This is a genomic window from Micromonospora sp. NPDC049801, from assembly GCF_040656575.1.
Lineage (GTDB): Bacteria > Actinomycetota > Actinomycetes > Mycobacteriales > Micromonosporaceae > Micromonospora.
Window position 1 is genome coordinate 338,307 of the sequence record NZ_JBFAMS010000006.1, and the last position, 24,427, is coordinate 362,733.

20 protein-coding genes are annotated in these 24,427 nt (G+C 71.2%); 11 read left to right on the plus strand and 9 right to left on the minus strand.

All coding sequences use genetic code 11. The features are described from left to right. Positions 1-9 precede the first annotated feature (9 nt). Together AB0I89_RS14245 and AB0I89_RS14250 are read left to right on the plus strand one after the other, a co-directional pair. Positions 10-462: a DUF6220 domain-containing protein gene (locus AB0I89_RS14245; protein WP_357125547.1), complete on the plus strand. Its 453-nt coding sequence runs from the start codon at positions 10-12 to the stop codon at positions 460-462. Continuing rightward, entirely contained in the window at positions 459-2,198 is a 1,740-nt protein-coding gene (locus tag AB0I89_RS14250; RefSeq protein WP_357125550.1) for a multicopper oxidase family protein, read from the plus strand. Before AB0I89_RS14245 ends, AB0I89_RS14250 begins: the two co-directional genes overlap by 4 nt. 67 nt (positions 2,199-2,265) lie before the next feature. Here the strand turns inward: AB0I89_RS14250 and AB0I89_RS14255 are convergent, their stop codons facing one another. After that, positions 2,266-3,312, minus strand: coding sequence for a glycoside hydrolase family 11 protein (locus tag AB0I89_RS14255; protein WP_357125553.1), 1,047 nt, complete (start codon positions 3,310-3,312; stop codon positions 2,266-2,268). A 450-nt stretch (positions 3,313-3,762) separates the two neighbouring features. Here AB0I89_RS14255 and AB0I89_RS14260 point away from each other — a divergent pair, with 450 nt between their 5' ends. Next, complete coding sequence (locus tag AB0I89_RS14260; protein ID WP_357125556.1) at positions 3,763-4,218, plus strand: Fur family transcriptional regulator; 456 nt, start codon at positions 3,763-3,765, stop codon at positions 4,216-4,218. Next, positions 4,215-6,491: a catalase/peroxidase HPI gene (gene katG, locus AB0I89_RS14265; RefSeq protein ID WP_357125559.1), complete on the plus strand. Its 2,277-nt coding sequence runs from the start codon at positions 4,215-4,217 to the stop codon at positions 6,489-6,491. The genes AB0I89_RS14260 and katG overlap by 4 nt, the downstream gene beginning before the upstream one ends. A 187-nt stretch (positions 6,492-6,678) precedes the next feature. Here katG and AB0I89_RS14270 read toward each other — a convergent pair whose 3' ends face one another. Together AB0I89_RS14270 and AB0I89_RS14275 are read right to left on the minus strand one after the other, a co-directional pair. Next, positions 6,679-6,876, minus strand: coding sequence for a DUF397 domain-containing protein (locus AB0I89_RS14270; protein ID WP_357125562.1), 198 nt, complete (start codon positions 6,874-6,876; stop codon positions 6,679-6,681). Next, the gene (locus tag AB0I89_RS14275; RefSeq protein ID WP_357125565.1) at positions 6,867-7,670 is read right to left on the minus strand and encodes a helix-turn-helix transcriptional regulator; all 804 of its coding nucleotides are present in this window, start codon (positions 7,668-7,670) and stop codon (positions 6,867-6,869) included. The genes AB0I89_RS14270 and AB0I89_RS14275 overlap by 10 nt, the downstream gene beginning before the upstream one ends. A gap of 440 nt (positions 7,671-8,110) precedes the next feature. Here AB0I89_RS14275 and AB0I89_RS14280 point away from each other — a divergent pair, with 440 nt between their 5' ends. Both AB0I89_RS14280 and AB0I89_RS14285 read left to right on the plus strand, forming a co-directional pair. Further along, positions 8,111-8,440 carry a hypothetical protein gene (locus AB0I89_RS14280; protein WP_357125717.1) on the plus strand — a complete coding sequence of 110 codons (330 nt, stop codon included), beginning with the start codon at positions 8,111-8,113 and terminating at the stop codon, positions 8,438-8,440. Positions 8,441-8,650: 210 nt separating this feature from the next. Next, complete coding sequence (locus AB0I89_RS14285; protein ID WP_357125568.1) at positions 8,651-9,265, plus strand: dihydrofolate reductase family protein; 615 nt, start codon at positions 8,651-8,653, stop codon at positions 9,263-9,265. Positions 9,266-9,332: 67 nt separating this feature from the next. Here AB0I89_RS14285 and AB0I89_RS14290 read toward each other — a convergent pair whose 3' ends face one another. Next, positions 9,333-10,700, minus strand: a complete 1,368-nt coding sequence (locus AB0I89_RS14290) for a PHB depolymerase family esterase (protein ID WP_357125571.1) — start codon at positions 10,698-10,700, stop codon at positions 9,333-9,335. Between the two features lie 277 nt (positions 10,701-10,977). Between AB0I89_RS14290 and AB0I89_RS14295 the strand changes: the two genes are divergently transcribed. Together AB0I89_RS14295 and AB0I89_RS14300 are read left to right on the plus strand one after the other, a co-directional pair. After that, complete coding sequence (locus AB0I89_RS14295; protein ID WP_357125574.1) at positions 10,978-11,970, plus strand: PaaX family transcriptional regulator C-terminal domain-containing protein; 993 nt, start codon at positions 10,978-10,980, stop codon at positions 11,968-11,970. A gap of 77 nt (positions 11,971-12,047) precedes the next feature. After that, entirely contained in the window at positions 12,048-12,866 is an 819-nt protein-coding gene (locus AB0I89_RS14300) for an SAM-dependent methyltransferase (RefSeq protein WP_357125577.1), read from the plus strand. 34 nt (positions 12,867-12,900) lie between these two features. Here AB0I89_RS14300 and AB0I89_RS14305 read toward each other — a convergent pair whose 3' ends face one another. Together AB0I89_RS14305 and AB0I89_RS14310 are read right to left on the minus strand one after the other, a co-directional pair. Continuing rightward, positions 12,901-13,242, minus strand: coding sequence for a metalloregulator ArsR/SmtB family transcription factor (locus tag AB0I89_RS14305; RefSeq protein ID WP_355240301.1), 342 nt, complete (start codon positions 13,240-13,242; stop codon positions 12,901-12,903). 219 nt (positions 13,243-13,461) lie between these two features. Then, entirely contained in the window at positions 13,462-14,307 is an 846-nt protein-coding gene (locus AB0I89_RS14310; RefSeq protein WP_357125580.1) for an SDR family oxidoreductase, read from the minus strand. A gap of 98 nt (positions 14,308-14,405) precedes the next feature. Between AB0I89_RS14310 and AB0I89_RS14315 the strand changes: the two genes are divergently transcribed. Continuing rightward, on the plus strand, positions 14,406-14,873 hold the full coding sequence (locus tag AB0I89_RS14315) for a MarR family transcriptional regulator (RefSeq protein ID WP_357125583.1): 468 nt from the start codon (positions 14,406-14,408) through the stop codon (positions 14,871-14,873). Positions 14,874-14,920: 47 nt separating this feature from the next. Here AB0I89_RS14315 and AB0I89_RS14320 read toward each other — a convergent pair whose 3' ends face one another. Both AB0I89_RS14320 and AB0I89_RS14325 read right to left on the minus strand, forming a co-directional pair. After that, entirely contained in the window at positions 14,921-16,384 is a 1,464-nt protein-coding gene (locus tag AB0I89_RS14320; RefSeq protein WP_357125586.1) for a PepSY domain-containing protein, read from the minus strand. 141 nt (positions 16,385-16,525) lie between these two features. Next, complete coding sequence (locus AB0I89_RS14325; RefSeq protein ID WP_357125589.1) at positions 16,526-17,569, minus strand: polysaccharide deacetylase family protein; 1,044 nt, start codon at positions 17,567-17,569, stop codon at positions 16,526-16,528. Positions 17,570-18,634: 1,065 nt separating this feature from the next. Here AB0I89_RS14325 and AB0I89_RS14330 point away from each other — a divergent pair. Together AB0I89_RS14330 and AB0I89_RS14335 are read left to right on the plus strand one after the other, a co-directional pair. Beyond that, entirely contained in the window at positions 18,635-20,701 is a 2,067-nt protein-coding gene (locus tag AB0I89_RS14330) for a PQQ-dependent sugar dehydrogenase (RefSeq protein ID WP_357125592.1), read from the plus strand. A 176-nt stretch (positions 20,702-20,877) separates the two neighbouring features. Next, a complete protein-coding gene (locus AB0I89_RS14335; protein WP_357125595.1) occupies positions 20,878-21,951 on the plus strand; it encodes a glycerophosphodiester phosphodiesterase family protein in 1,074 nt (357 codons plus the stop codon). 153 nt (positions 21,952-22,104) lie between these two features. Here the strand turns inward: AB0I89_RS14335 and AB0I89_RS14340 are convergent, their stop codons facing one another. Beyond that, complete coding sequence (locus tag AB0I89_RS14340) at positions 22,105-24,402, minus strand: BTAD domain-containing putative transcriptional regulator (protein WP_357125598.1); 2,298 nt, start codon at positions 24,400-24,402, stop codon at positions 22,105-22,107. Positions 24,403-24,427 lie beyond the last annotated feature (25 nt).

The window sequence follows — 24,427 nt, forward strand, 5'->3', positions numbered from 1 at the left end:
GAGCCCAGCATGCGAAAGGCCTTCGTCATCAGCAGCGGCGCGCTCCTCACCGCGTTCGCCCTCCAGTTCGTCTTCGCCGCCGTCGGCGCGTTCACCAAGCCCGCCGAGGACGGCGCGTACGCCCTGCACAGCGTCAACGGCATGGCGGTCATCCCCGTCCTCACCCTGCTCACCGTCCTGTTCGCGGCGCTGGCCAGGGCGCCCGGTCGGCTCGTCGGGCTGGCGGTCCTGCCGCTGGGCCTGGTCGTCGTGCAGGCGCTGCTCGCCATGCTCGCCAACGCCGGCACCGACGCCGTCGGCGTCAGCACGCCGTTCGGCCTGGTCATCGGCGGGCTGCACGCGGTCAACGGCATCGTCGCGGTGCACGTCGTGGTCGGCGTCATGCGGGGAGCGCGCCGGCTGGCCGCCGCGACGCCATCGGGTGACGCGCCGGTGGTCGTACCCCAGGGGGAGCCGGCATGACCACCGCCTCGCTGCTCGCGGCGGACCTCCTGCTGGCGGTCCTGGCCGCCGCCGGCTGGCTGGGTGGCGGGGTCGCGGCGGCCGCCCGGCGGCGGCCGCTGGCGCTCGCGCTGGCCACCGTCGCGCTGCTCGCCACGCTCGCCCGCGCGACGACCGTGCTCGCGCTCGCGCGCGTCGGCTGGTGGTTCGCCGCGGAGAAGGTCGTCGTCGCCGCGCCGCTGTCGCTCGCGGCGGTCGCCGTCGCCGGGCCGCGGCTGCTGCGGGCCGCGGGCGACATCCGGTCCGTCGCGCTGCCGCTCCTCTTCGCGGGGTACGCCCTGAGCGCCGCCCTGCTCGTCACGGTCCTGCACGGCTACCCGGTGTCGGCGTCGGTGGGGCTGCTCGCGGTCGCCGGGGTCGTCGCGGCGACGGCCCTCTCGTGGCGTCTGCTCGACGCGCGCCCGTCCCGGGCGGTGTCCCGGGCGGCTGTGGCGGTGGCGGTGGCGGCGCTGCTGGCCGGCACCGGGTTGGCCGTCACCCCGGGCCCGGCGCCCGCCGCACCGCATGATCACCGGTACCCGCAGGCCCGGATCTCCGACGAGCCCACCCGGCGGTTCACCCTGACGGCCGGTACCGCCACGGTGCGCGTCGGTGGCCACGACGTCGCGGCGTGGGCGTTCGACGGGCAGGTACCCGGGCCGGAGCTGACCGCCACCGTCGGCGACGTCGTGCAGGTGACGCTGCGCAACCGGGACATCGGCCGGGGTGTCACCCTGCACTGGCACGGGTACGACGTGCCGAACAGCCAGGACGGGGTCCCCGGGGTGACGCAGCCGGCGGTGCTGCCGGGCCAGGAGTTCGTCTACCGGTTCCGGGCCGACCAGGCCGGCACGTACTGGTACCACACCCACTCGGTGTCCGACGTCGGTGTGCGGATGGGCCTCTACGGCGTCCTCGTGGTGCGTCCCGGGCCGACGAGCGGCCTCGACGTGACGGTGCCGGTGCACACCCTCGGGGGGCGTCCGCTACCGGACGCGCGGGTGGAGCAGGTCGAGGCCGGCGTTCCGGTCCGGCTGCGGTTGATCAACACGGACAGCACCACGCACCGCTACGCGCTGGCCGGAACCGACTTCCGGGTCGCCGCGATCGACGGCTACGACCTGGGCGGGCCGACGCCGCTGCGGGACACCGCCGTGCTGATCCCGGCCGGAGGTCGCTACGACCTGGTGTTCAGTGCCCCGGCCACACCGGTGGCGTTGTACGTCGACGGACGTCGGGTCTACTCGACCGGCGCGCAGTCGACGGCGACCGACAGGTGGCCCGTACTGGACCCGCTCAGCTACGGCCGGCCGGTCCCGACGCCCTGGTCCCGGTTCGACCGGACGTTCACGCTCGTCCTCGATCGCGGTCTCGACCTGCGTGGACTGCTTCCGCGCTACGCCCACACCGTCAACGGCGCGGCCGATCCGGACATCCCGCCGCAGGTCGTCCACCCCGGCGACGTCGTCCGGTTCACGATCGTCAACCGGTCGCAGACCGTGCACCCGTGGCATCTGCACGGCCATCACGTGCTCGTGCTGTCCCGCGACCGGCGGCCGGCCACCGGAAGCCCACTCTGGTTGGACTCGTTCGACGTCCGGCCCGGTGAGGTGTGGGAGGTGGCGTTCCGGGCCGACAACCCGGGGATGTGGGCCAACCACTGCCACAACCTGGGGCACGCCGACGCCGGGATGATGCTGCACCTCGTGTACTCGTGAGGACCCGGGCAGGGCCCGGCCCCCGTCGCGTGGCGGCGGGGGCCGGTACGTGGTGCGGTGGTGCGGGTCAGCTCGTGCGACAGCTGATCGTCGGCCAGGTCCAGTTGCCGTTGGCCATGATCGTGATCCCGAAGTTGTTGCCGTTGCCGTTCGGTCGGGCGGTCACCGTCCCGCTGGTGCCGCTGACGGACGCGTTCCAACTGTTCTGGATGGACTGACCGCCGTTGAGGTTGAGGCTGACGATCCAGTTGTTGGTGCCGCTGACCGCGACGTTCAGGTTGAACCGGTCACCCCACTGCTGGCCGGCGGAGAGCGTCGCGTTGCAGTTGCCGCCACCCGGGTTGCCGGTGGTGGGCCCGGAGGTCGGCCCCGAGGTCGGGTTGCCGCCGCTGCCCTCGGACACGGTGACGTCGGAGCTGCCGGCGCTCTGGTAGCCCTCGGTCGCCATGATCTGGTACGCGTGGTTGGTGCCGAGGTTCAGGCCGGCGCGGGCCCAGGCGTCGAAGTGGTTGGCCGTGGTGATGGTGCCACTCGAGCGCTTGTTCTGACGGACGCTCCAGTACTGGTAGAACGTCTGGTTGCCGTCGATCGACGGGGCGTTGACCCGCTGGCTGCGCAGGATGTCGTAGGTGCCGCCGTCAGTGGTGACCGTGCCCAGCCGCTGGGCGCCGTTGCTCGGGTTGTAGCTACCGAAGTTCTCCACCACGTAGTACTCGATGAGCGGGTTGCGCGTCCACCCGTACAGGGCGAGGTAGGTGTTGTTGTTCCCCGGGTTGTAGTTGGCCGAGTAGCTGACCGTCCGCCGCGAGCCGGTGGCCCAGCCCTTGCCGCCGACCCAGTTGTTGGTGCTCCGGTCCCAGCTGCTGGAGTACCGGCCGTTCTCGCGCAGCGTCATGCTGGCGTTGCCGCCGTCCTTCCAGAAGGAGAAGTAGTAGCCGTTGTGCGTGCCGGTCAGGCTCGAGGTGAGCGTCCGGTCGGCCTCGGCGTACGCGCTGGTGGCCGTGACCGCGACCGTGCCCGTGACGGCCAGGACGACCGCACAGGCGGCGCCGAGGAGCAGCCGTATCCGGCCGCGCCGCGGTGCTGCGGTGGGAGTGTGGTCGGTGTCGATCATGTAGGTGTTTCCTCCTCGTCACGGCTGGCACGGGGCCAGCGGTGCGGTGCGACCCGGCGGACTGTCGGCCACGGAGTCGTACCGCGTGGTGGTGGTAGACCGGTTGTCCCGCACGACGACCGGAGGCGGCAGTCGCGGCGCGGGTGGTGACGGCAATTGAGTGTCGTCGATGGGGACGGTATTGAGCCGGTCGTCCACTTGTCAACATTTTCCGGAAGGTCTGCGGCGGCGACCAGCGCGTCGCCATGCTCGAAAGGGTGCGCATCTTCCGAGGTCAGTAATCGATCAGGGGTGGCGACGGCGAGGGTGGTGACCGATCGATCGCCGGACAACATCCGACGAATAGCGGCCGGAACTTCCGGAGACTTTCCGGACCCTCGGGCGGCACGCCGAGGCGCGGGATCGGGGAAAACTTGATCCGTTCCAAAAAAGTGAGCTAGTGTGCAGCGCGTGATGTCCGACCTCGAAGCGCAGCTGAGAGGGGTCTCGTTACGAGTGACGCGACCCCGGCTGGCCGTGCTCGCGGTGCTGCGGGATCACCCCCACGTCGACACCGACACGGTGATCGCGCTGGTCCGGGCGGACCACCCCACCATCTCCCACCAGGCGGTGTACGACGTGCTGCGCGCGCTCACCGACGCGGGTCTGGTGCGGCGCATCCAGCCGGCCCGCGCGACCGCCCGCTACGAGTCACGGGTGGGGGACAACCACCACCACGTCGTGTGCCGCTCCTGCGGCGCCATCGCCGACGTCGAGTGCGCCGTCGGCCACGCACCCTGTCTCACCGCCTCGAACGACCACGGCTTCGTGGTCGACGAGGCGGAGGTCGTCTACTGGGGCACCTGCCCCGGTTGCGCGGCCGACCGCATCTCCCAGCGATCCGCCAGTTCGGAAGGAAGTACATGAGCGACACCCAGGACAACGTCCCCACCAGCGCGCAGGGCGTGGACCAGAAGGCTGCGGCCGGTTGCCCGGTCGCGCACGACTCGGTGACCGCCCAGGGCAGCGAGAGCGAGAACCCGGCGATCGACTCGCCGACCCCGAAGACCGGTGGTCGTCCGCGCACCAACCGGGACTGGTGGCCGAACCAGCTCGACCTCTCGGTGCTGCACGCCCACTCGCACAAGGGCAACCCGCTCGGGCCGGACTTCAGCTACGCCAAGGAGTTCGCCAAGCTCGACGTCGAGGCCCTCAAGCGGGACATCACCGAGGTCCTCACCACCTCGCAGGACTGGTGGCCGGCCGACTTCGGCCACTACGGCGGCCTGATGATCCGCATGAGCTGGCACGCCGCGGGCACCTACCGCATCGAGGACGGCCGTGGCGGCGCCGGTGACGGTGGTCAGCGGTTCGCCCCGCTCAACAGCTGGCCGGACAACGCCAACCTGGACAAGGCCCGCCGCCTGCTGTGGCCGGTCAAGCAGAAGTACGGCCAGCAGATCTCCTGGGCGGACCTGCTGGTGCTCGCCGGTAACGTGGCCCTGGAGTCGATGGGGTTCAAGACCTTCGGCTTCGGCTTCGGTCGTGAGGACGTGTGGGAGCCCGAGGAGATCTTCTGGGGCCCGGAGGACACCTGGCTCGGCGACGAGCGCTACGCCTCCGAGAAGGAGATGGCGGCCGGCGTCGGCTCGACCGAGATGGGCCTCATCTACGTCAACCCGGAGGGCCCCCGCGGCAACGCGGACCCGGCCGCTGCGGCGCACTTCATCCGGGAGACCTTCGGCCGGATGGCGATGAACGACGAGGAGACCGTCGCCCTCATCGCCGGTGGCCACACCTTCGGCAAGACCCACGGCGCCGGTGTCGCGGACAACCACGTGGGCCCGGAGCCCGAGGGCGCCCCGATCGAGGCGCAGGGCCTCGGCTGGCTGAGCACCCACGGCAGCGGCAAGGGCAGCGACACGATCACCAGCGGTCTCGAGGTGACCTGGACCGACGTGCCGACGCAGTGGAGCAACCGCTTCTTCGAGATCCTGTTCGGCTACGAGTGGGAGCTGACCACCAGCCCGGGTGGCGCGAAGCAGTGGGTCGCGAAGGACGCCGAGGAGATCATCCCGGACCCGTTCGACCCGTCGAAGAAGTACCGGCCGACGATGCTCACGACCGACCTGTCGCTGCGCGTCGACCCGGCGTACGAGAAGATCTCGCGCCGTTTCCTGGAGAACCCCGACCAGTTCGCGCTGGCCTTCGCCAAGGCCTGGTACAAGCTGCTGCACCGCGACATGGGTCCGATCGAGCGCTTCCTCGGGCCGTGGGTCGCCGAGCCGCAGCTGTGGCAGGACCCGGTGCCGGCCGTCGACCACGCGCTGGTGGGTGACGCCGACATCGCCGCTCTCAAGGCGAAGGTCCTCGACTCGGGCCTCACGGTCGAGCAGCTCGTCTCCACCGCCTGGGCCTCCGCCGCGAGCTTCCGCAACACCGACAAGCGCGGTGGCGCCAACGGCGCGCGCATCCGCCTGGAGCCGCAGCGCAACTGGGAGGTCAACCAACCCGAGCAGCTCGCGACGGTGCTGAGCGCGCTGGAGGGCATCCAGCAGGAGTTCAACGCCGCCGGTGGGGCGAAGATCTCGCTCGCCGACCTGATCGTGCTGGCCGGTTCGGCCGCCGTCGAGAAGGCGGCGCGCGACGGGGGCGTCGAGGTGACCGTGCCGTTCCGGCCGGGCCGCACCGACGCCACCCAGGAGCAGACCGACGTCGACTCCTTCCGGGTCCTCGAGCCGCGCGCGGACGGTTTCCGTAACTACCTGCGCGCCGGCGAGAAGACCCAGCCGGAGGTGCTGCTCATCGACCGCGCCTACATGCTGAACCTGAGCGCGCCGGAGATGACCGTCCTCGTCGGCGGCCTGCGCGCCCTCGGGAACAACGTCGGAGGCGCGTCGCACGGCGTCCTCACCGACCGGCCGGGCGTGCTCACCGGTGACTTCTTCGCCAACCTGCTCTCCCCGGGCACCCGGTGGAAGGCGTCGGAGACCGACGAGCACGTGTACGAGATCCGCGACCTGGCCACCGACGAGGTGAAGTGGACCGCCACCGCGGTCGACCTCATCTTCGGCTCGAACTCCCAGCTGCGCGCCCTCGCCGAGGTCTACGCCAGCCAGGACGCGCGCGAGAAGTTCGTGCGTGACTTCGTGGCCGCCTGGACGAAGGTCATGGAGCTCGACCGGTTCGACATCGCCTGATCCCGCTTGACCCGACGAGCCCCGGCCGATCGGCCGGGGCTCGTCCGCGTTCCGCGCCGCAGGGCCTCGCGTGGCGAATCCACCGCCAAGTCCGCAAAACCCACGATCCCCGCAACTCCCTAGAATTCAGGGAGTTGCGGGGATCGCTAGAACCCGCAGCGGACCGGTGGCCTCTGCGTAGTACTGGTCAGGTCGCGGGGTGAGTCTTCGCCATGTCGACGAACGCCCGCCAAGCCGTCGGGCTGAAGACCAGTGCGGGACCTGCCTGGTCCTTCGAGTCCCGGACGCCAACGACGCCGGGCAGGTTGTCGGAGACCTCCACGCAGTTGCCGCCGTTCGTCCCGGACTTCGTCGACTTACGCCAACGGGCGTGGGTCATGTCCATGTCTTCGCCGTTTCCTTGATCACGTCTCGGGAGGATCTGCGCGGGAGGGCGTCGCGGAGGATCGCTTCCCACGTCTTTTGAAGCGTAACAATCTCGGCCGTGCCGCTGACGGTCTGAGACCGCACCTGGTAGTCCGTGTGCCCGACGACAGAGCCATCCGGCATCGTGGCGATGATGAACCCGCCCTGTAGGCCAGGGTAGAGCCCTGCGTCGTCCGGCACGACATGAATGTGGACGTGCGGAAGGTCGGCGACCGCCGCGAGGTGCTCGACCTGTTCCCGCATCAGCGTGCGGTCGTCGTCCACCGTCCGGCGCAGCACCGCGACGTCGAGCACGATCATTACGTGGGGAGGATCGTCGCGGGTGAGGATTGCTTGCCGCTCCATTCGCGACCGTACCCGCTGCGATATCTGCTCGGTGGTCAGCAATCCGCTCGCTTGAAGCGTCGCCCGTGCGTACGCCTCGGTTTGTAACAGGCCCGGCACGAAGGCCGGTTCGTACCAACGCAACGCCCGAGCTTGTTCCTCGAACTTGATCCATTCGCGGAGCCAGACCGGGGCCGTGTCGAGCGCCGCCAGCCGCTCTACCAGCCTCGCGAACATGCCACCGGTCGTCAGCGCCCTGTCGATTGCCGTCGCGTAGTCACTGGTCGGCGGGCGAGTGCCGGTCTCAACGGCGCTCACATGGGTGCCGGAGTAGCTGATGAGTCTGCCGAAGTCGTCTTGATTCAGTCCCCGTGCCATTCGGGCGTGACGCAACTCGTCAAGCAGGATTTCGGCTGCGGTCATGCTCATGTCCCCAACTCCTCCCCACCTCCAGCCCTCGCGCCCCCCAAGTCCCCTCACCAGGGCAATCGTTGACCGTCGGGGTCTCTCCAACGTGGTCGAACACCTTCCGACACTAGGCGGTCACGGAACAGAGTGTCACCAGACGGCGCGGCCGGTGGAGGACCCGAACCCGGCGGACGCGTTCGTACCCGGGGCCGCCCCTGTCCGGCGAGTAAACACGGGGGCGGCCCCCTCCGACGAAAGCGCGAAGGAGGCACCGTGCGCTTCACGTTCCGGCGCAGCGAACCCGCTCCGAAATTGTCTGTGCGTGGCCCTGCCCCGCGGCCTGCCCCGCGACTTCCGGCCTGGGTCACGTCGCACACCGAGGCGTTCCGCTTGGACGAGATCGGGCGAATAGGTCACCTGACCCCGGCGCAGGAGTTCCGGGCGAGCGGGGGTCGGAAGTGATATCTACGCAGGTTTCCGTCCCTGAGCGGGGACCGGTCGCGGACCGTCCGCGTCAGCACCGCCAGGGCCCGCCGCACACGCCGTTACGGCCGCACTGGGCGTGCCGCGCCGACGGTCAGCCGTGGCCGTGCGCGACGGCGCGGCTCATGTTGAAGGCCGAGTACGAAAACTCAATGCCGAGCCTGTCGATCTACCTGGCCGGGCTGCTGTACGAGGCGATGCGCGACCTGTACCACCTGAACCCGCACGACGGGCCGAGCCCGCGCGCCCTGTTCGACCGGTTCGTCGGCTGGGGCCCGTTCCGTAAGCCCATCGTCGAGGCTCCGTGATAGCCGCACCGCCCGCCCTGGGATCTCCATTCCCCGTGGAGGATGTGACCCGGCGCCGCCTTCTTTGCCCTGACGGCCGGTGAGCCCCGGGGACCGGTGGCTGGGGCTCGTCCGCGTTTTCCGGCCGCAGAGGGCGGTAACCGTCGTACGAGTTTGCGATGCTGTGCCCGTCTATGAGCCCGACAGCACCTCACGTGAAGGAGCACCGCGATGGCGAAGGTCATCTCCACGCTGTTCATCTCGGCCGACGGCGTGGCCGAGATCGACCCGGACTGGCACTTCCCGTACTTCGACGAGAACATGGGTCGCGCCGTCACCGAGGACTACGACACGTCCGACGTGCTGCTGATCGGCCGGGTGACCTACGACAGCTTCGCCGGGGCCTGGCCCGACCGGGAGGCCGCCGGCGGCGAGGACGCCGGGTTCGCCAAGCAGCTCGGTGACGTCCGTAAGGTCGTCGTCTCCCGCCAGCCGGTGGACTTCGCGTGGCGCAACTCGGAGCTCGTCGCCGGCGATCTCCCCGAGGCCGTCGCCGCGCTCAAGGCCGACCCCGGGATCAAGGGCATCCTCATCCCCGGGTCGATCTCGGTCGTCCAGCAGCTCCTCGCCGCCGGGCTGGTCGACGAGCTGCGTCTGCTGGTACACCCGGTGGCGGCCCGCAAGGGGCGCCGGCTCTTCGACGACGGCGACACGCCGTACCACCTGCGGGTTACCGCGACCGAGGTGTTCCCGACGGGCGTGCTCCGCGTGATCTACGCGCCGACGGCGGCGCCCGGCGCGGTCGGCTACGACGAGGTCGTCGACCAGGTGCCGTCCGGGAACTGAATCGGGCCGGCCCCGCCGCCGTGGGCGACGGGGCCCGCTCGATCTGGTCGGAACGGCTCGCTGTCGGTCAGGCGATCGCGCAGGTCGCGCCGTTGAGGGTGAACGCACCTGGCCGGGCGGTGTTGCCGGTGTGCGTGGCCTGGAAGCCGATGGTTAACGATCCGTTCGGCGGGATGCTGGCGTTGTAGGCGGCGTTGCGGGCTGTCACCTGGCCGGACGTGGGCGAGTAGGTCGCGTTCCAGCCCGAGGTGATGCTCTGCCCGCCGGGCAGGGTGAAGACGAGCGACCAGCCGTTGACGGCGCTGGTTCCGGTGTTGGTGATGGTGATGTTCTCGGTCAGCCCGTTGTTCCAGGCGTTGATCGCGACGCCCACCCGGCACGCGCCCGAACTCGGCGGCGGGGTGGTCGGGTTCGGCGGCGGGGTGGTCGGGTTGGGCGGCGGGGTGGTCGGGTTCGGCGGCGGGGTCGTCGGGTTGGGCGGCGGGGTCGTCGGGTTCGGCGGGGCGGTCAGGCCGAAGAACGCGACGGCGGCGGCGGCCATGCCACCGGCCGGCAGGCTGTGCCCCGCGCCCTGGATGCTGTACGCCTCGACCTGGACGGTCCCGCTGGCGTCGGCGTACCGGCGGCGGTTCCAGTTGGTCTGCGGCGTGTCGGTGGAGGTGGGTGTCTGGCTGAGCCCGAACACGTTGGTCCACTGCTCGATCGTCTCCTGCAGCAGCGAGAACGGAACGAGCGTGTCGCTGGTGCCGTGCCACAACTGCACCCGTGGGCGGGGGCCGGTGTAGCCGGGGTACGCCCCGCGCACCGCGTCACCCCACTGCTGCGGGGTCCGGTTCATGTTCCCGCCGGTGCACTGGCTGCTGCCCGGCGGGTAGTCGGCCGCGTTGGCGAAGCAGTTGTAGGGGACACCCATGAACGCCGCGCCGGCCTTGAAGACGTCAGGGTAGAGGGCCAGCATGTGGTTGGTCATCATGCCGCCGGACGAGCTGCCGGTGGCGTACACCCGGTCGGGGTCGCCGCCGTACTGCTGCTGCGCGTAGCGGATCATCGAGATGATCGACACGGGGTCGCTGCCACCGCCACGGCGCTTGGCGGCGTCCGACCAGGTGTCGAAGCAGTTGCCGAAGCCGGCCTGCTGGGTCGCCGACGGGTAGATCACGATGAACCCGTACCGGTCGGCCTGGGCGGCGAACTCGCTCCCGGAGTAGAAGCCGGGGCCCGACCCGCCGCAGCCGTGCATGGCCACGACGATCGCCGGCCTGGTCGGGCGGGTGTCCGGCACGTAGACGTGCATGCGCATCCGGCCCGGGTTGTCGCCGAACGTGGTCACCTCGGTGAGGGAGGCGGCGTACGCGGGTTGGAGCGCGGGGGCCACCAGGCCGGCCGCCACCAGTGACGTGACCAGGCCGAGCAGCAGTTTCCTTCGGATTTTCACGGGGATGGCTCCTTCGATCACCTGTGCGGGGTGGGTGTGGGGTCGCGCGCTGTGCGGTCACGGGTGCGCCCGACTCCCGTGGTGATCGCGCCTCGCCCACTACGTGTGCTCGCCCTGTGCCCGGCTGCGTACGGCGTCGCGTAGCAGATAGTGTTCCTCGCGGTCGCTGAAGTGTCAATCGATGCACCTCGATCGAATGGCGTTGGTGCCGACGCCGCCGCCCGGGTGGCGGCGTCTACAGTCGGTGCACCGTCCCTGAGCCGAGCCGGGAGCGCCTGTGGCAAACCCCTTCCCGATCGAGGAGATCTATCCCGACGACGGGGACGAGCCGCCGCGACTGCCCCGGCGGCAGGCCGGCAGCTCCCCGCAGGACCTCGCGGTGACCCTGCTGGCCGACTACACGCTGCGGACCCGGGCGCGGGTTCCGTCCGCAGCCCTCGTCGCGCTGCTCGCCGAGTCCGGTGTGAGTACGGCCGGCGCGCGTGCCGCGATCAGCCGGTTGGCCCGGCGCGGTGTGCTGGAGGGCAGCCGGGAGGGTCGACGCAGCTCCTACCGGCTCAGCCGGGCCGCCGCCGCGAACCTGTCCAGCGGCGGGAGTTGGATCCTGGCCGCGACCACCGAGGTGGTCGCGTGGGACGGCTGCTGGACCATCGTCGCCTTCTCCCTGCCCCAGGACCGTGGCGCGCAGCGGCGGGCCCTGCGCGGCCAACTCCGCTGGCTCGGGTACGCGCCCCTGTACGACGGGCTGTGGATCTCGCCGTACGAGCTGAGCCCGCAGGGCAGAGCCCAGATCGCCCGGTTCACCCGGGGGGCCGTCACGGTGTTCCGGGGACGGCAGGCCGACCTTGACGCCCTCGCCCAGCGCTCTCCGATCGACGCCTGGGACATCGAGGCGATCGGCCGGCACTACGAGGAGTTCCTTCGGCGGTGGACGCCGCTGGTGCCGCAGGCGCGGTCGGAGCGCGTCGACGGCGCGGCGGCCGTGCGAACGCGTACCGAGGTCATGGACACCTTCCGCCGCTTTCCGACCCTCGACCCGCGGCTGCCCCTGGACCTCCTGCCGGCCGGATGGCTCCGGCGGCCGGCGCGGGAACTCTTCGAGGCCATCTACGACGGCCTCGCCGCGCCCGCCGAGCGGCACGTCCGAGCGGTCGTCGCCCGGTTCGCCGAGGAGGCGCAGTCCGGCATCCGGGCGCACACCGCCGCCGACATCCTCGCCGGGGTACGCGGCGTCGAGCCGGCCGAGGCGGGCGAGGGCTGCGCCTCCTGAGCGCGGCGTCGGCGGGCATTCGCCTCGCCGCCGAGGTGTGTACCTTGTGGAGGATGCGCAGCGATGGGGGAGGCCGGATGACATCGCACGGCGGACACCCGGCGGCCACCGACCGGATCGACACCTCGGTCGCGCACCCGGCGCGCAGGTACAACTACCTGCTGGGCGGCAAGGACAACTTCGCTGCCGACCGGGCGTCCGGTGACGCCCTCGCGGCGGCGATGCCCACCATCCGGCTCGCCGCGATCGAGAATCGGATGTTCCTGCAACGCGCGGTGCGCTTCCTGGCCCAGCGCGGTGTCCGGCAGTTCCTGGACATCGGGACCGGCATCCCGACCGCCGACAACACCCACGAGGTCGCGCAGGCCGTCGACCCGTCGGCCCGTGTCGTCTACGTCGACAACGACCCGATCGTCCTCGCCCACGCCCGCGCGCTGTTGTCCAGCACGCCCGAGGGGCGGACGGCGTACCTCGACGCCGACCTGCGCGCGCCGGCCGGGATCCTCGCCCATCCCGACCTGCGCGCGACGTTGGACCTGGCGCAGCCCGTCGCGTTGATGCTGGTGGCCATCCTGCACTTCGTCCGCGACGACGAGGACCCCAAGGGCATCCTGGATCAGCTCGTCGCCGCGCTGCCGTCCGGCAGCTACGTGGTCGCCTCACACGTCACCTGGGAGCATCTGCCGCCTGCGGTCACCGCCGGGTTGGCCGCCAACAATCGCGACGGCCGCTTCCAGGCGCGCAGCACCGAGCAGTTCGCGGCCCTGTTGGACGGGCTGGAACTCGTCGAGCCGGGCATCGTCTCGGTGGCGCGGTGGCACGCCGACGACGCGCCGCAGCCGCGTCCGTCCGCGCAGGACGTGTCGTTCAACGGCGCGGTCGCCCGCGTCCGCTGACGACCAGCGTCACCGTCGCCGACGAGGCGACCGCTCAGCGGGTCTTTTTGGTCGGCCTCTTGCGGGGCGGGGTCAGCAGGTCGGCTATCGCCGCGATCGCCGAGGGCACGATGCGGTAATAGGCCCAGACCCCACGCTTCTCCCGCTCGATCAGCCCGGCCTCGGTGAGAATCCGCAGGTGATGGCTCACGGTCGGCTGAGAGAGGTTGAGCGGCGCGGTGAGGTCGGTGACCGAGGCCTCGCCCTCCGGGGCGGCCTGGATCAGGCTGAGCAGGCGCAGTCGGGCCGGATCGGCGAACGCCTTCAGCACCCCGGCGAGCCGTTCGGCGTCGGCGCGCTTGATCGGCTCACCGGCGAGGGGCGAGATGGCAGGCATGGCGGTATTGGCAGTTCCCACGACAGTCATCGTTCCACCAATTTGTCGGTTCGAGCGGCTGAACCGGACAAATCGCCGAACCGATGATGTGCTTCGCGCGACACCGACGCGTTGGCCGCCGCTGATGCGCTCTCCGGCACGGCCACCGGAGAGCGCATCGCCCCGCTGCGGCGTCCGGGTCGCGGAGCCGTGCCGGCCGCAGCGCGCCGGCGCGACGGCTCAGGCCGCCGCGAGCCGCTCGCGGTGGTCGTGCGCGAACTCGGCGAAGGTTCGCGGCGGTCGGCCGGTCACCCGGGCGACGTGGTCGTTGGTGAAGTCGCCCCAGCCGCTGCCGTAGGCGACCCGGTACTCGGTGAGGACCTCCGCCGACCACTGGTCCAGACCGGCCGCGAGGAGCCCGTCACGCGTCTGCTCGGGGCTCTGCGGGAGGTACCGGACCGGGCGGTCGATCGTCCGGCTGATGTCCTGCGCCGCCTGGTCCAGGGTGATGCTCTCCGGGCCGGTGGGCGTGTAGATCATGCCCTCGTGCGGCCGCGGCGCGGCGAGGATCGCGGCCCCGACGGCGGCGATGTCCCGCGCGTCCACGAGGCCGACCCGCGCCGCGCCGAAGAGTCCGTAGAGCTGCTCGCCGGCCAGCGACCCAAGCAGGTTCTGCATGAAGTAACTCGGTCGCAGGATCGTCCAGGGGATGCCGGACGCCTGTACCTCGGCGTCGGACAGCGCGTGCAGGCGGCCGTTGCGGGTGGGGGCGTCGTGCGCGGCGCCGATCGCGGAGAGCCGGACGATGTGCTGCACGCCGGCCTGCCGCGCGGCCCAGACCGCGTTCATACTCTGACTGGGCGCGATCGGGCCCATCGGAGTGAGCAGCCACAGGGTGCGTACGCCCTCGAACGCCTGCGTCAGCGTCGAGGGGCGGTCCAGGTCGCCGACGACGTACTCGACGCCGTCGAGCGCGGATGCTCGCGACGGGTCCCGCACGAGCGCCCGTACCTGCTCGCTGCCGGCGAGTTCGCGCAGCACCTCCCGCGAGACCGTGCCGGTCGCTCCGGTGATCAGAATGGTCATGGTCGTCCTCCGGATTCGCGCGGACCCGGACGGGCCCGCTGGTCACCGGTGAGACGTTATAGTCCAAAACTTGTACCGTCCAATGATTGGACCAAAATATGAAGCGCAGCACACGTAAGGAGCAGGATCCCGACCTCGGCATCCTGGCCGTGCAGCTCTCCGGGCGTGTCCAGCGGGAGATCTTCACGCGCGCCGCCGATTACGGCTTCGACGACGTGCGACCCCGCCATGGCGCCGTCCTGGCCTACCTGGATCCGGAGGGGACGCGCCCCGGCGAGCTGGCGCGACTGGCCGGGCGGAACAAGCAGACGATGGGCGCGATCCTCGACGAGCTGGAACGGCTCGGCTACGTGCGACGTACGCCAGACCCGGCCGACCGCCGGGCGAAACTGATCGTGCCGACCGAGCGGGGGCTCCGGCTCATGGAGGCGTCCGACGACTTCGTGGCGGCGATCGAACGGCAACTCTCCGACGCGCTCGGCCCCGACCGGTACGCGGAGTTCCGCACCGCCCTGCGCGGCAGCCTGGCGGCCCTTCCGAACGGCGGCGACGACACCGAAGGCTGAAGGCCCCCGGAGGCCGGGGCCGGCCCGACCCACTCGGGTCCGACGGGTCAGCTCCCGGCCGGCGCCGGGGAGACGGGCATGGCGTCGGGACGCCGACGCCGGGACACCACGCCCGCGACGACGTCGACGACTCCGAAGGCGAGCAGGCTGAGGCCGAACAGGGGTAGGGCCCAACCCACCGCCACGGTCGCCGCCGCGCCGAGCAGCACCGCCCACCAGGGCAGCCGGCGTACGCCTCCACGGGCCGGCGGTGCGCCGACGAGCGCGCGACGGTCGGCGCGGGTCGGCCGGCGCTGCCACCACATGCGGTAACCCCAGACGACGACGCAGAGCAGCCCGAGGGCCAGCGCGGCGAGCAGGATCTGGTTGACCGGGCCGAAGAGGACACCCATGTGGGCCTGGGTGCCGAGGCCGCTCAGTTTCGCCAGGAGAGGCCAGTCGGCGAAGTCGCTGCGGGCGGTGATCATCGCGCTGGTGGGGTCGACGGCGACCCGGTCCTTCGCGACCGGCCAGGTGTTGTCGATCTGCGTGACGGTCCACGCGGTGCCCGCCTCTGCCGGGGTCATCTCGACCGGGCCGGAGAGGTCGGCCGTACGAGCAGCCGTCAGGACCCGGTCGAAGGCCGCCGGGTCGACGACCCCTTCCGCCGGGGCGTCCCCATGGTGGTGGCCGCCGCCGCTCTCGGCGGGGACGGCGGTGAGGCTGGTGGAGATCTCGGGGGAGCGGGCGTCGAGGGCGTCGAGGCCGGCGCCGAAGTTGGCTCCGGCGTAGCGGGACCAGGTCAGGCCGGTCACCGAGAGGAACAGCAGGCCGACGACCAGCCAGACGCCGGTCGTGGCGTGCCATCCCCGGGTACGGCGGACACCCCTGCCGGTGGACAGGTTCGGCACGAACAGGTGCCGGGCGGCGGACCGGGAGGCGCTGCGTCGTCGCCACCACAGGAGCAGGCCGCCGAGGGCCAGCACCCAGAGCCAACTCGCCGCCAGCTCCGAGTAGTGCCGGCCCACCACGCCGAGGTGCAGGTTGCGGTGCAGGTCGTCCAGCCAGGTGGTGGCCGGCGTGGAGCCGAACCAGGTGGTGAGCTGACCTCGGACCTCGGCGGTGTACGGGTCGACGTAGACGGTGTGCACCTTCTCGCCGAGCTCGGGCAGGGAGAACGCCACCCGGGTGGTCCGGTCGCCGTCCCCGGGCTGGACGGTGGCGATGGTGCCGGTGGGGTGCGCGGCGCGGGCGGCGGCGATCTGGTCGGCGAGGGGGAGTGGACGGTCACCCCGCGCGGCCACGGTCAACTGGTCGCCGTAGAGCGCGCCGTCCAGTTGCGGCGCGACCGTGTAGGCGAGCCCGGTCAGCGCGGCGACCACGAGGAACGGCGCGACGAGGATGCCGGCGTAGAAGTGCAGCCGGACCAGCAGCGCACCGAACGGCGAGGTGCGCCGGGTCGGCTGGGTCGGGGGTTCCGCCGGGATGGACTCCTCCGGCGTCGGCGTGCCGGACAGCTCGGTCAGTGACATGTCTGGTAGTCGCGACATCGGCCGGTGTGGTTCCCGCCACTTCCGGATCGGACCGGGGTCGCGGCGGCGGCGTGGGCCGCGGTCAGGGGACGTGTCCCGCGTGGCGCTGCCGTGGCCGCCACGCGGGACGCGTCCGGGGTGTCAGCCGGCGCTACAGGAGCGGATCTGTGGTCGGGCGCTGCTGTTGCCGTTGAACATCGTGGTGAAGCCGAAGGTGTTGCCGCTGCCGTTGGACCGCACGGTCATCACCGTGCCGCTGCTGTCCCAGCTGGCGTTGCCGTTCCAGACGGTGGAGACGCGCTGCGGCGAGGTGAGGGCGATGACCACGGTCCAGGTGTTGCTGCCGCTGACCGTCACCGAGGTGTTGTACCGGTCGCCCCACACGTTGGGGGTCGACGCGGTGGCGGTGCAGGATCCGCCGCTGGGCGGTGGGGTCGTCGCGCTGGGGGGCGGCGTGGTGCCGCTCGGCGGCGGGGTGGCCCCGTCGGGCGCGACCGCCCGGCCGGTGGACGGCGAGATCATGCCCGGGCAGAGGTTGCGGCTGGTCAGGTTGGCCATGATCTGCCCGATGGCGTCCCGGGTGTTCTGGATGCCGTCGTGCATGAGGATGACCTGACCAGCCTGGAGGCGGCTGGCGTTCGACACGATCTGGCTGACGCTGGCGCCGTTCCAGTCCTGGGAGTCGACGTCCCAGATCACCTGCCGCATCCCGAGCGAGGAGGCGACCGACTGAAGGGTGGAGTTGGTCTCCCCGTACGGAGGCCGGAACAACTGGGGTCGGACGCCGGTCGCCGACTGGATGGCCGAACTCGTCTGGGACAGGTCGGACTGCATCTGGGACTGACTCATCGACGTCATGTGGGCGTGGTTCCAGCTGTGGTTACCGACCCACATGCCGGCGGACACCTGCGCCTGCGCCGCCGACCGGTTGTTCTGCACGTTCTGCCCGACGTTGAACATGGTGGCCCGTACGCCGTTGGCCCGCAGCACGTTCAGCAGAGCGCTGGTGCTGCCGGTCGGGCCGTCATCGAAGGTGAGGCCGACGTAGCCGTTGCAGGTGGCGGCGTTCGACGGGGTGGCGGTGGCCGCGACGACGGCGCACGCCGCGGCGGCGGTGACGAGGATGGACAGCGCCGCCCGTAGTGGCCTGGACCGTACGAGCGTGCCAGCGGAGACAGTGCTCATCTGTGCCCCTTCTACCGGCCCGGTCCCGTCCCGGTGTGGAAGGAGAGCACGGTCCGGACGTGGTTGGTGGTGGGTGGGAGATCGACGGCTACCCCACGGACACCGGGTGCATCGATCACGGTGGATCGGAGTATCGCAGCGCAAATTCGAGGCCGTCAATAAGTTCCGGAAGTCCTCCGATAGCGCCGCAGGGCCGTCGCAGCGCGGTCATCCTGGTGCCGAGCAGTGGCGATCCACCTGCGGCGATGCGCGGACCGCAGGCGCGTCGGCTGCCGAAGGCCGAGCGTCGATCACGGTGATCCGGAAATTCATCGGAACTATCGGCGTCAATCAGATCGCCTGACGAGGTTCTGCAACGTCGGTTGTGAGTTCAATCTCCTGGCCAGTGTCAGGGCCAGCGAAGACGGCTATTGGTTGGCACCCGCGTGCCGTCTGACCTTTCGCAAACTTTCCGAGAAACGTTGACATCGCAGTTCCGCCGTACCAATACTTTCGCCACCGACGGACCTCGATGAGCGTCGATCAAGGTCGTCCACGGCGACCCGAGCGCCGGCCGCTGTTGGCGGGGCGGGCCGGCCGACGCCATCGCGGCGCACGACGTCGGTACGCGCAGGGATCCATCCGCCGGGAGGCCCGCCCGGTCGGGTGGAGACTGCGCTGCGGGGCCGCCCGGAGCGGCGGACCGGGCGGTCCGGCTCGGCGCCGACAGGCGCTGGTGGCGCGGCGGTTGCTGGGCCGCCGCGCCACGCCGCGCCGCCATGCCGGCCCACCACACCACGCCGCCGCGAGCGGGCCCCGCCACACCACGCCGCCGCGAGCAGGCCCCACCACGCCGCACCCCGCGCAGGCCCCGCCACGCCGTGTCGCTGCACCATTACGCCGCATGAAGGCCGATCCGTGGAGAGCCGGCTTTGTTGACGCGGTTTGTCCTCGATCGAACGAGATCGTTGACATGTGTCGGGAATCCATCTTTGATGGTCGATGTTGCCTTCTCGTCGGTCTGGTCGGGCGCTGGGTCGCCCGGCGTCGGGTCGGGCCGGTCGATGCCCCGACCTTGGAGGACGGATGAGCATTTTCGCGCGGCTCAGACCACGACGGCTCCTGCCGCCGGTGACCGTGGCGGTGCTGGTGGCCGTGACGCTCGGCGTGCCGGCGTCGGCGGCCGGTCCGTCGACGATCGTCGGCGCGGCGTCCGGCCGATGCCTGGACGTGGTGGGCGGCGGCCGGACCGCCGGCACCGGGATCAATATCTATGACTGCGGCGGACAGGCCAACCAGGCGTGGACCCTCACCGCGGCCGGCGAGTTGCGGGTCTACGACGCGACGATGTGCCTGGACGTCGTCGGGCAGGACACCACCGCGCCGGCCGCCGTGCAGATCTACGGCTGCACCGGCGGGGCGAACCAGCGCTGGCAGATCAACACCAACGGGACCATCGTCGGCGTCCAGTCGGGACTCTGCCTGGACGTGACGGGTGGCGGCACCGCCAACAGCACGACGGTCGGTCTCTGGACCTGTAACGGGCAGGCCAACCAGCGCTGGACGTCGTCGTTCGGCAGCGCCGACAGCCAGCCACCCACGCCGCCCGGCAACGCCCGGGTCAGCGGTCTGACCTGCAACTCGGTGACGTTCGCCTGGAACGCCTCGACGGACAACGTGGCGGTGGCGTACTACGACATCTACCACGACGGCCAGCTGATGACGTCGGTGAGCGCAAGCACCCTGTCCGCCAACCTCACCGTCGTGCCCGGCGCGACCTGGGGCCTCTACGTCAACGCGCGGGACGCCGCCGGCAACGTGTCGCAGGCCAGCTCCACCGTGACGATCACCCCGCCGCAGTGCCAGGCCGACACGGTGCCGCCGAGCACGCCGACGCAGCTCACGGGCAGCGCCTCGGGCACCACCGTCACCCTGCGCTGGACCGCGTCCAGCGACAACGTCGGGGTCCGGGCGTACGACATCTACCGCGGTGGCGTGAAGATCGGCGCCGTGACCGGCGCTCCGCCGGTGACCACCTTCACCGACAGCGGCCTGGCGGCGAACACCACCTACCAGTACCAGGTGGCGGCCCGCGACGGGCAGGACAACGCCTCCTCGCGCAGCGCCTCCGTCGCGGTGAGCACCGGTGCCACCTGCGCCAACCCGGTGTGCACGGTGCGCCAGGTCACGACCGACACCGACGTTCCGTGGGGGCTGGTGACGCTGCCGGACGGGACCGTCCTGTACAACCGCCGCGACGCGCACGACATCATCCAGCTCGACCCGGCCACGGGGGCGAAGACCACCGTCGGCACCGTGCCGAACGTGCAGAGCACCGACGGCGAGGGTGGACTGATGGGCCTCGCGATCTCGTCGAGCTTCGCCAGCGACCGGTGGCTCTACATCATGCACACCTCGCCGAGCGACAACCGGATCGTGCGGATCAAGCTGGAGAACGGCAGGCTCACCACCTCCGGCGAACAGGTCCTGCTGAGCGGGATCCGGCGTAACAAGTACCACAACGGCGGCCGGCTGCGGTTCGGCCCGGACGGCAAGCTCTACGCGAGCACCGGCGACGCGCAGAACGGCGCGTACGCCCAGGATCGTGCCGCTCTGGAGGGCAAGATCCTTCGCCTCAACCCGGACGGCAGCGTCCCGAGTGACAACCCGTTCGGCAACCACGTGTGGAGCTACGGGCACCGCAATCCGCAGGGGCTCGCGTTCGACTCGCAGGGCCGCCTGTGGGAGCAGGAGTTCGGTAACTCGATCATGGACGAGACGAACCTGATCACCAAGGGTGGGAACTACGGCTGGCCGGCCTGCGAGGGCACCAGCGGCACCTGCGGCACCGCCGGTTACCTCGCGCCGGCGCGCACCTACCCGACCGCCGAGGGCTCCTGCTCCGGCATCACGATCGTGCGCGACGCCCTCTACGTCGCCTGCGCTCGTGGCGCGCGGATGTACCGCGCCGTGATCAGCGGCAGCAGCCTGACGAATGTGCAGACGTACTTCAGCGGCACCTACGGTCGGCTGCGCACCGTGGAGCCGGCCCCGGGCGGGGGTCTGTGGCTGACCACCACCAACACCGGTGACAAGGACAGCACCCCGAACAACAGCAACGAGCGCGTCCTGCACGTCACCCTCGGCGGTTAGCCGTGGGGCGTTCGCCGACGGTCACCGCATCGACAGGGCGGCCGTCGGCGAACGGCAGGTGCTTCTGAGGTTCGGCGAGCGTTCACGCTCCGCACGCGGCGAGGTCATCGGGGCCGACCGTCTCCCACCTAGCGTGGCCAGCGCATCTGCACCTGAAGAGCTGAGGTTCTCGTACCATGTCCCTGCGTCACATTCTGGCGGGCCTCGTCGTCCTGCCCGCGCTCGCCGTTCCGGTGGCCGCGCACGCGTCGACCGTCGACAGTGCCAACGCGCTGCTCCCGCAGAAGACCCACTTCGACCTCCAGGCGCACCGCGGTGGCATCGGCATGACCACCGAGGAGTCGCTGGAGGGCTTCGCCAAGGCCCTGCGCCTCGGTGTCACCACCCTGGAGATGGACACCCAGATCACCAAGGACCAGAAGGTCGTGGTCAACCACGACCGCCAGGTCAGCGCGCAGAAGTGCGCCGACACCGCGCCGGTCACGGCCGGCGACCCGATGTACCCGTACGTCGGCAAGTACCTCAAGGACCTCACCCTCGCCCAGGTCAAGACCATGGACTGCGGCTACCAGCAGCTCCCGGGCTTTCCCGAGCAGGAGCAGGTCAAGGGCTTCCGGATGGTCGAGTTGAGGGACGTCCTCGACCTCGTCAAGAGCTACCGGGCGAAGCAGGTCACCCTCAACATCGAGACGAAGGTCGAGGCGGGAGCACCCGAGCAGACCGCGCCCCGAGAGCTGTTCGTCCGGCGCGTCTTCGAGGAGATCCACGCCTCCGGCCTCGAGAAGCAGGTCACCATCCAGTCGTTCGACTGGGGCGCGTTGAAGGAAATGCACCGGCTCGCGCCGAAGTGGCCGCTGGTGGCCCTGACGAACTACGACTTCCTCCAGGTCGGCAAGCCCGGCGCGTCCCCCTGGCTCGGTGGGATCGACGCCGACGACTACGACGGTGACTTCGTCAAGGCGGCCGCCGCCATCCCCGGCGTCACCGCCCTGTCGCCGAACTACGGTTTCCCGCAGAACGGCACCATCGCCGACCCGAACTTCCGCTTCTACCCCGACGCCACCATGATCGCGGAGGCGCACGCCCGTGGCCTGAAGGTCATCCCGTGGACCTGCGACGACCCAGCCACCGTGTCCGCGCTGATGGACATGGGTGTCGACGGGATCATCACCAACTATCCCAACCGGGTGCGGGCGATCATGGCCGAGCGCGGCATGCGCCTGCCCAAGAGCTACCAGCCCCGCCACTGATCGGGTATGCCCCGATCCGCGAACCGCCACCGGGTCGGGGCATCCCACTCTGTGACAGGTGACATCACGGAGAAGGGACCCCCATACGTGTCATCGCCGGAACCCGCCTGGACCTGCTCGCGGTGAGCCCGCAGGGTCACCCACGAGCGCCGGTCAGGCTGGATGCTCGATGAGCCTCCTCGACGTCCGCTGCGCCGGGACACCGGCCGGACGGCCCGCGTCCACCTCTGCCGTCCACGGGGGCTGCGCGTCGGGAGTCCGCCACCGGGCGACCCGCGCCTCCGGCGCAGCCGCCGAGTCCGCGTGCTGCCCGGTGTCGGCGCCCGTCCCCGGGCAGCCCGCCGGGGCGATGCCCAGCTCCCGCATCCGCTCGACGTACGTGCGGTAGCGGCGTTGCGCCTCGCCGTGCCGCCCGGCCGAGCGCAGTACCTGCACCAACTCCAGGTGGGCGTCCTCGTCGTACGGGTCGCGGTGCACCAGCCGCATCAGGTAGACGAGCTTCTGGTCGGTGTCCGGGGTGTGCTGGGCCAGGGCCCGCAGCACACTGGTGTGGGCGGCCTGCGCCTCCTCCCGCAGCGGCTGGGCCCAGTCCTCGTACGGGTCGTCGGAGAGGAAGTCCCCGCCGTACAACTCGTCGGCGCGCATCAGCGCGCGGGACGTGTCGGGGTGCCCGGCCCGTAGGGCGGCCTGTGCCTCCTCGGCCGCGGTGAGGAACGTCTCGACGTCCACGTCGATCACGTCGAGGTCGATCGCCACCGAACCCCGGTCGGCCAGGACTGCCCCCCGACCGCTGGTGCGATGCCCGGTGCTGAGCACCCGACGCAGCGTGGACAGCAGCACCGACAGTCGGTTCGCGGTGCGCGACGGTGACTCGTCCGGCCAGAGCAGCTCCATCAGCCGGGCCCGGGGCACGGCGCGGCCCCGGTGCGCGACGAGGATCTTCAGCAGGTCCCGGGCCTTCTTGGACTGCCACTCGCCGTACGGGACGACGGCGCCGGCCCGGAACACCCGGAAGTCGCCGAGGGTGTGGATGACCACCGCCGGTACGCGCAGTGTGATCGCGCTGAGCCCGTCGGCGACGCCCGGGTCGAGGCGTACCCCGCAGCGGCGCAGTTTCTGTTCGGCGCCCTCGGCGCCGCGACGGGCCTGCCGACCCTGCAGGCGTGCGGCGATCAGCCGGACGGTGGCCTCCTCGGCCGGGTCGCCCAGCTCTCGGCAGAGCGCCGCCGCGTCGTCGAGCAGCCCGGCGGACGCGCGTGGGTCGTCCGCCGCGAGCACGGTGAGCTGAAGCGCCTCGATGAGGGTGGCGCGTCGCCGCCCGACGGTGGCCCCGGTACGGGCTTCGGCGGCGTCGAAGTGGGCGGCGGCGGTGTCGCCCCGCAGCAGCGCCACCCAGCCGCGCGCCAGCAGGGCGTACGGCCGTTCGAGCTCCCGGGCCAGGGTGACCGCCCGGTCGGCGAGGTCCTGCGCGGCGGCCAGGTCGTCGGCGGCGCGGATCCGCGCCAGCTCGGCGAGCACCCAGGCCGGCGAGGTGGGGCGTGACGGAGACGTGGCCATGGCGCTCAGGGCGCCCTCCAACGCCTGCCGGGCCTGGCGTGGCTCGCGCCGTCGGCGGTGCACCATGCCGAGGGCGGCCAGCGAGAACGCCTCGTCGGCGGTGACGCCCGCCAGCTCCCGCAGGCGAAGCCCGGCGGCGCCGTCGGCGAGCGCCTCCTCCAACCGTCCGAGCTGGCACTTCGCCACGGCGGCCAGGGTCAGCGCGTACGGCTCGTAGCCGGAGTCACCCGCCACCTCGGTCAGTCGTACGGCGGCCTCGGCCTGCCGCAGCGCGTCAGCGGCGTCGCCGGCCCGCAGCAGGTGGCCGGCCAGGTCCAGGTGGACCATCAGCCGGAACAGGTTGGCGTCGGCACGGCGCAGCCCGTCTGTCGCCTCCGCCCGCCCGAGGGTCGCCGTCGGGTCGCCGGTGGCGGCGGCGAGCAGCACGACCACCCGGGCGTACGCCTGGTGGGCGGTCGGTACGCCGCACGCGTGGGCGGCGCGGGCCGCCTCCTCGACGTCGGCGCTGGCCCGCTCGATGTCGTCGTCGAGCAGGTGGTGCACCGCGGCGTGGCAGTACATCTGCACGGCGTGCGGCCCGGTCGCGCCGATCGGCGCGGTCGCCAGGAGGGCTGTCGCCAGGTGTGGTTCCCCGGCGAGGTGGTGCCGCAGCGCCGTGCGCCAGATCTGGGCGACCGGGACGTCGGCGTCTCCAGGGCGTACGGCGAGCAGGTCGGTCTGGGTGGCGAGCCACAGGTGCGCCGCCCTGCGGTCACCGGCGGCGGCGAGGTGGCGCAGCGTCCGCCCCGGATCACCACTCGTGGGTTGTCGTTCTGCTGTCGACGCGTCGCCTCCACCTTCGCTGCGAGCCGGCGGCGACGCGCGCCAGGCATGGTTGACAAGGTCTCCGGACATGCACCGCTCCTGTGTTCTCTCGTGG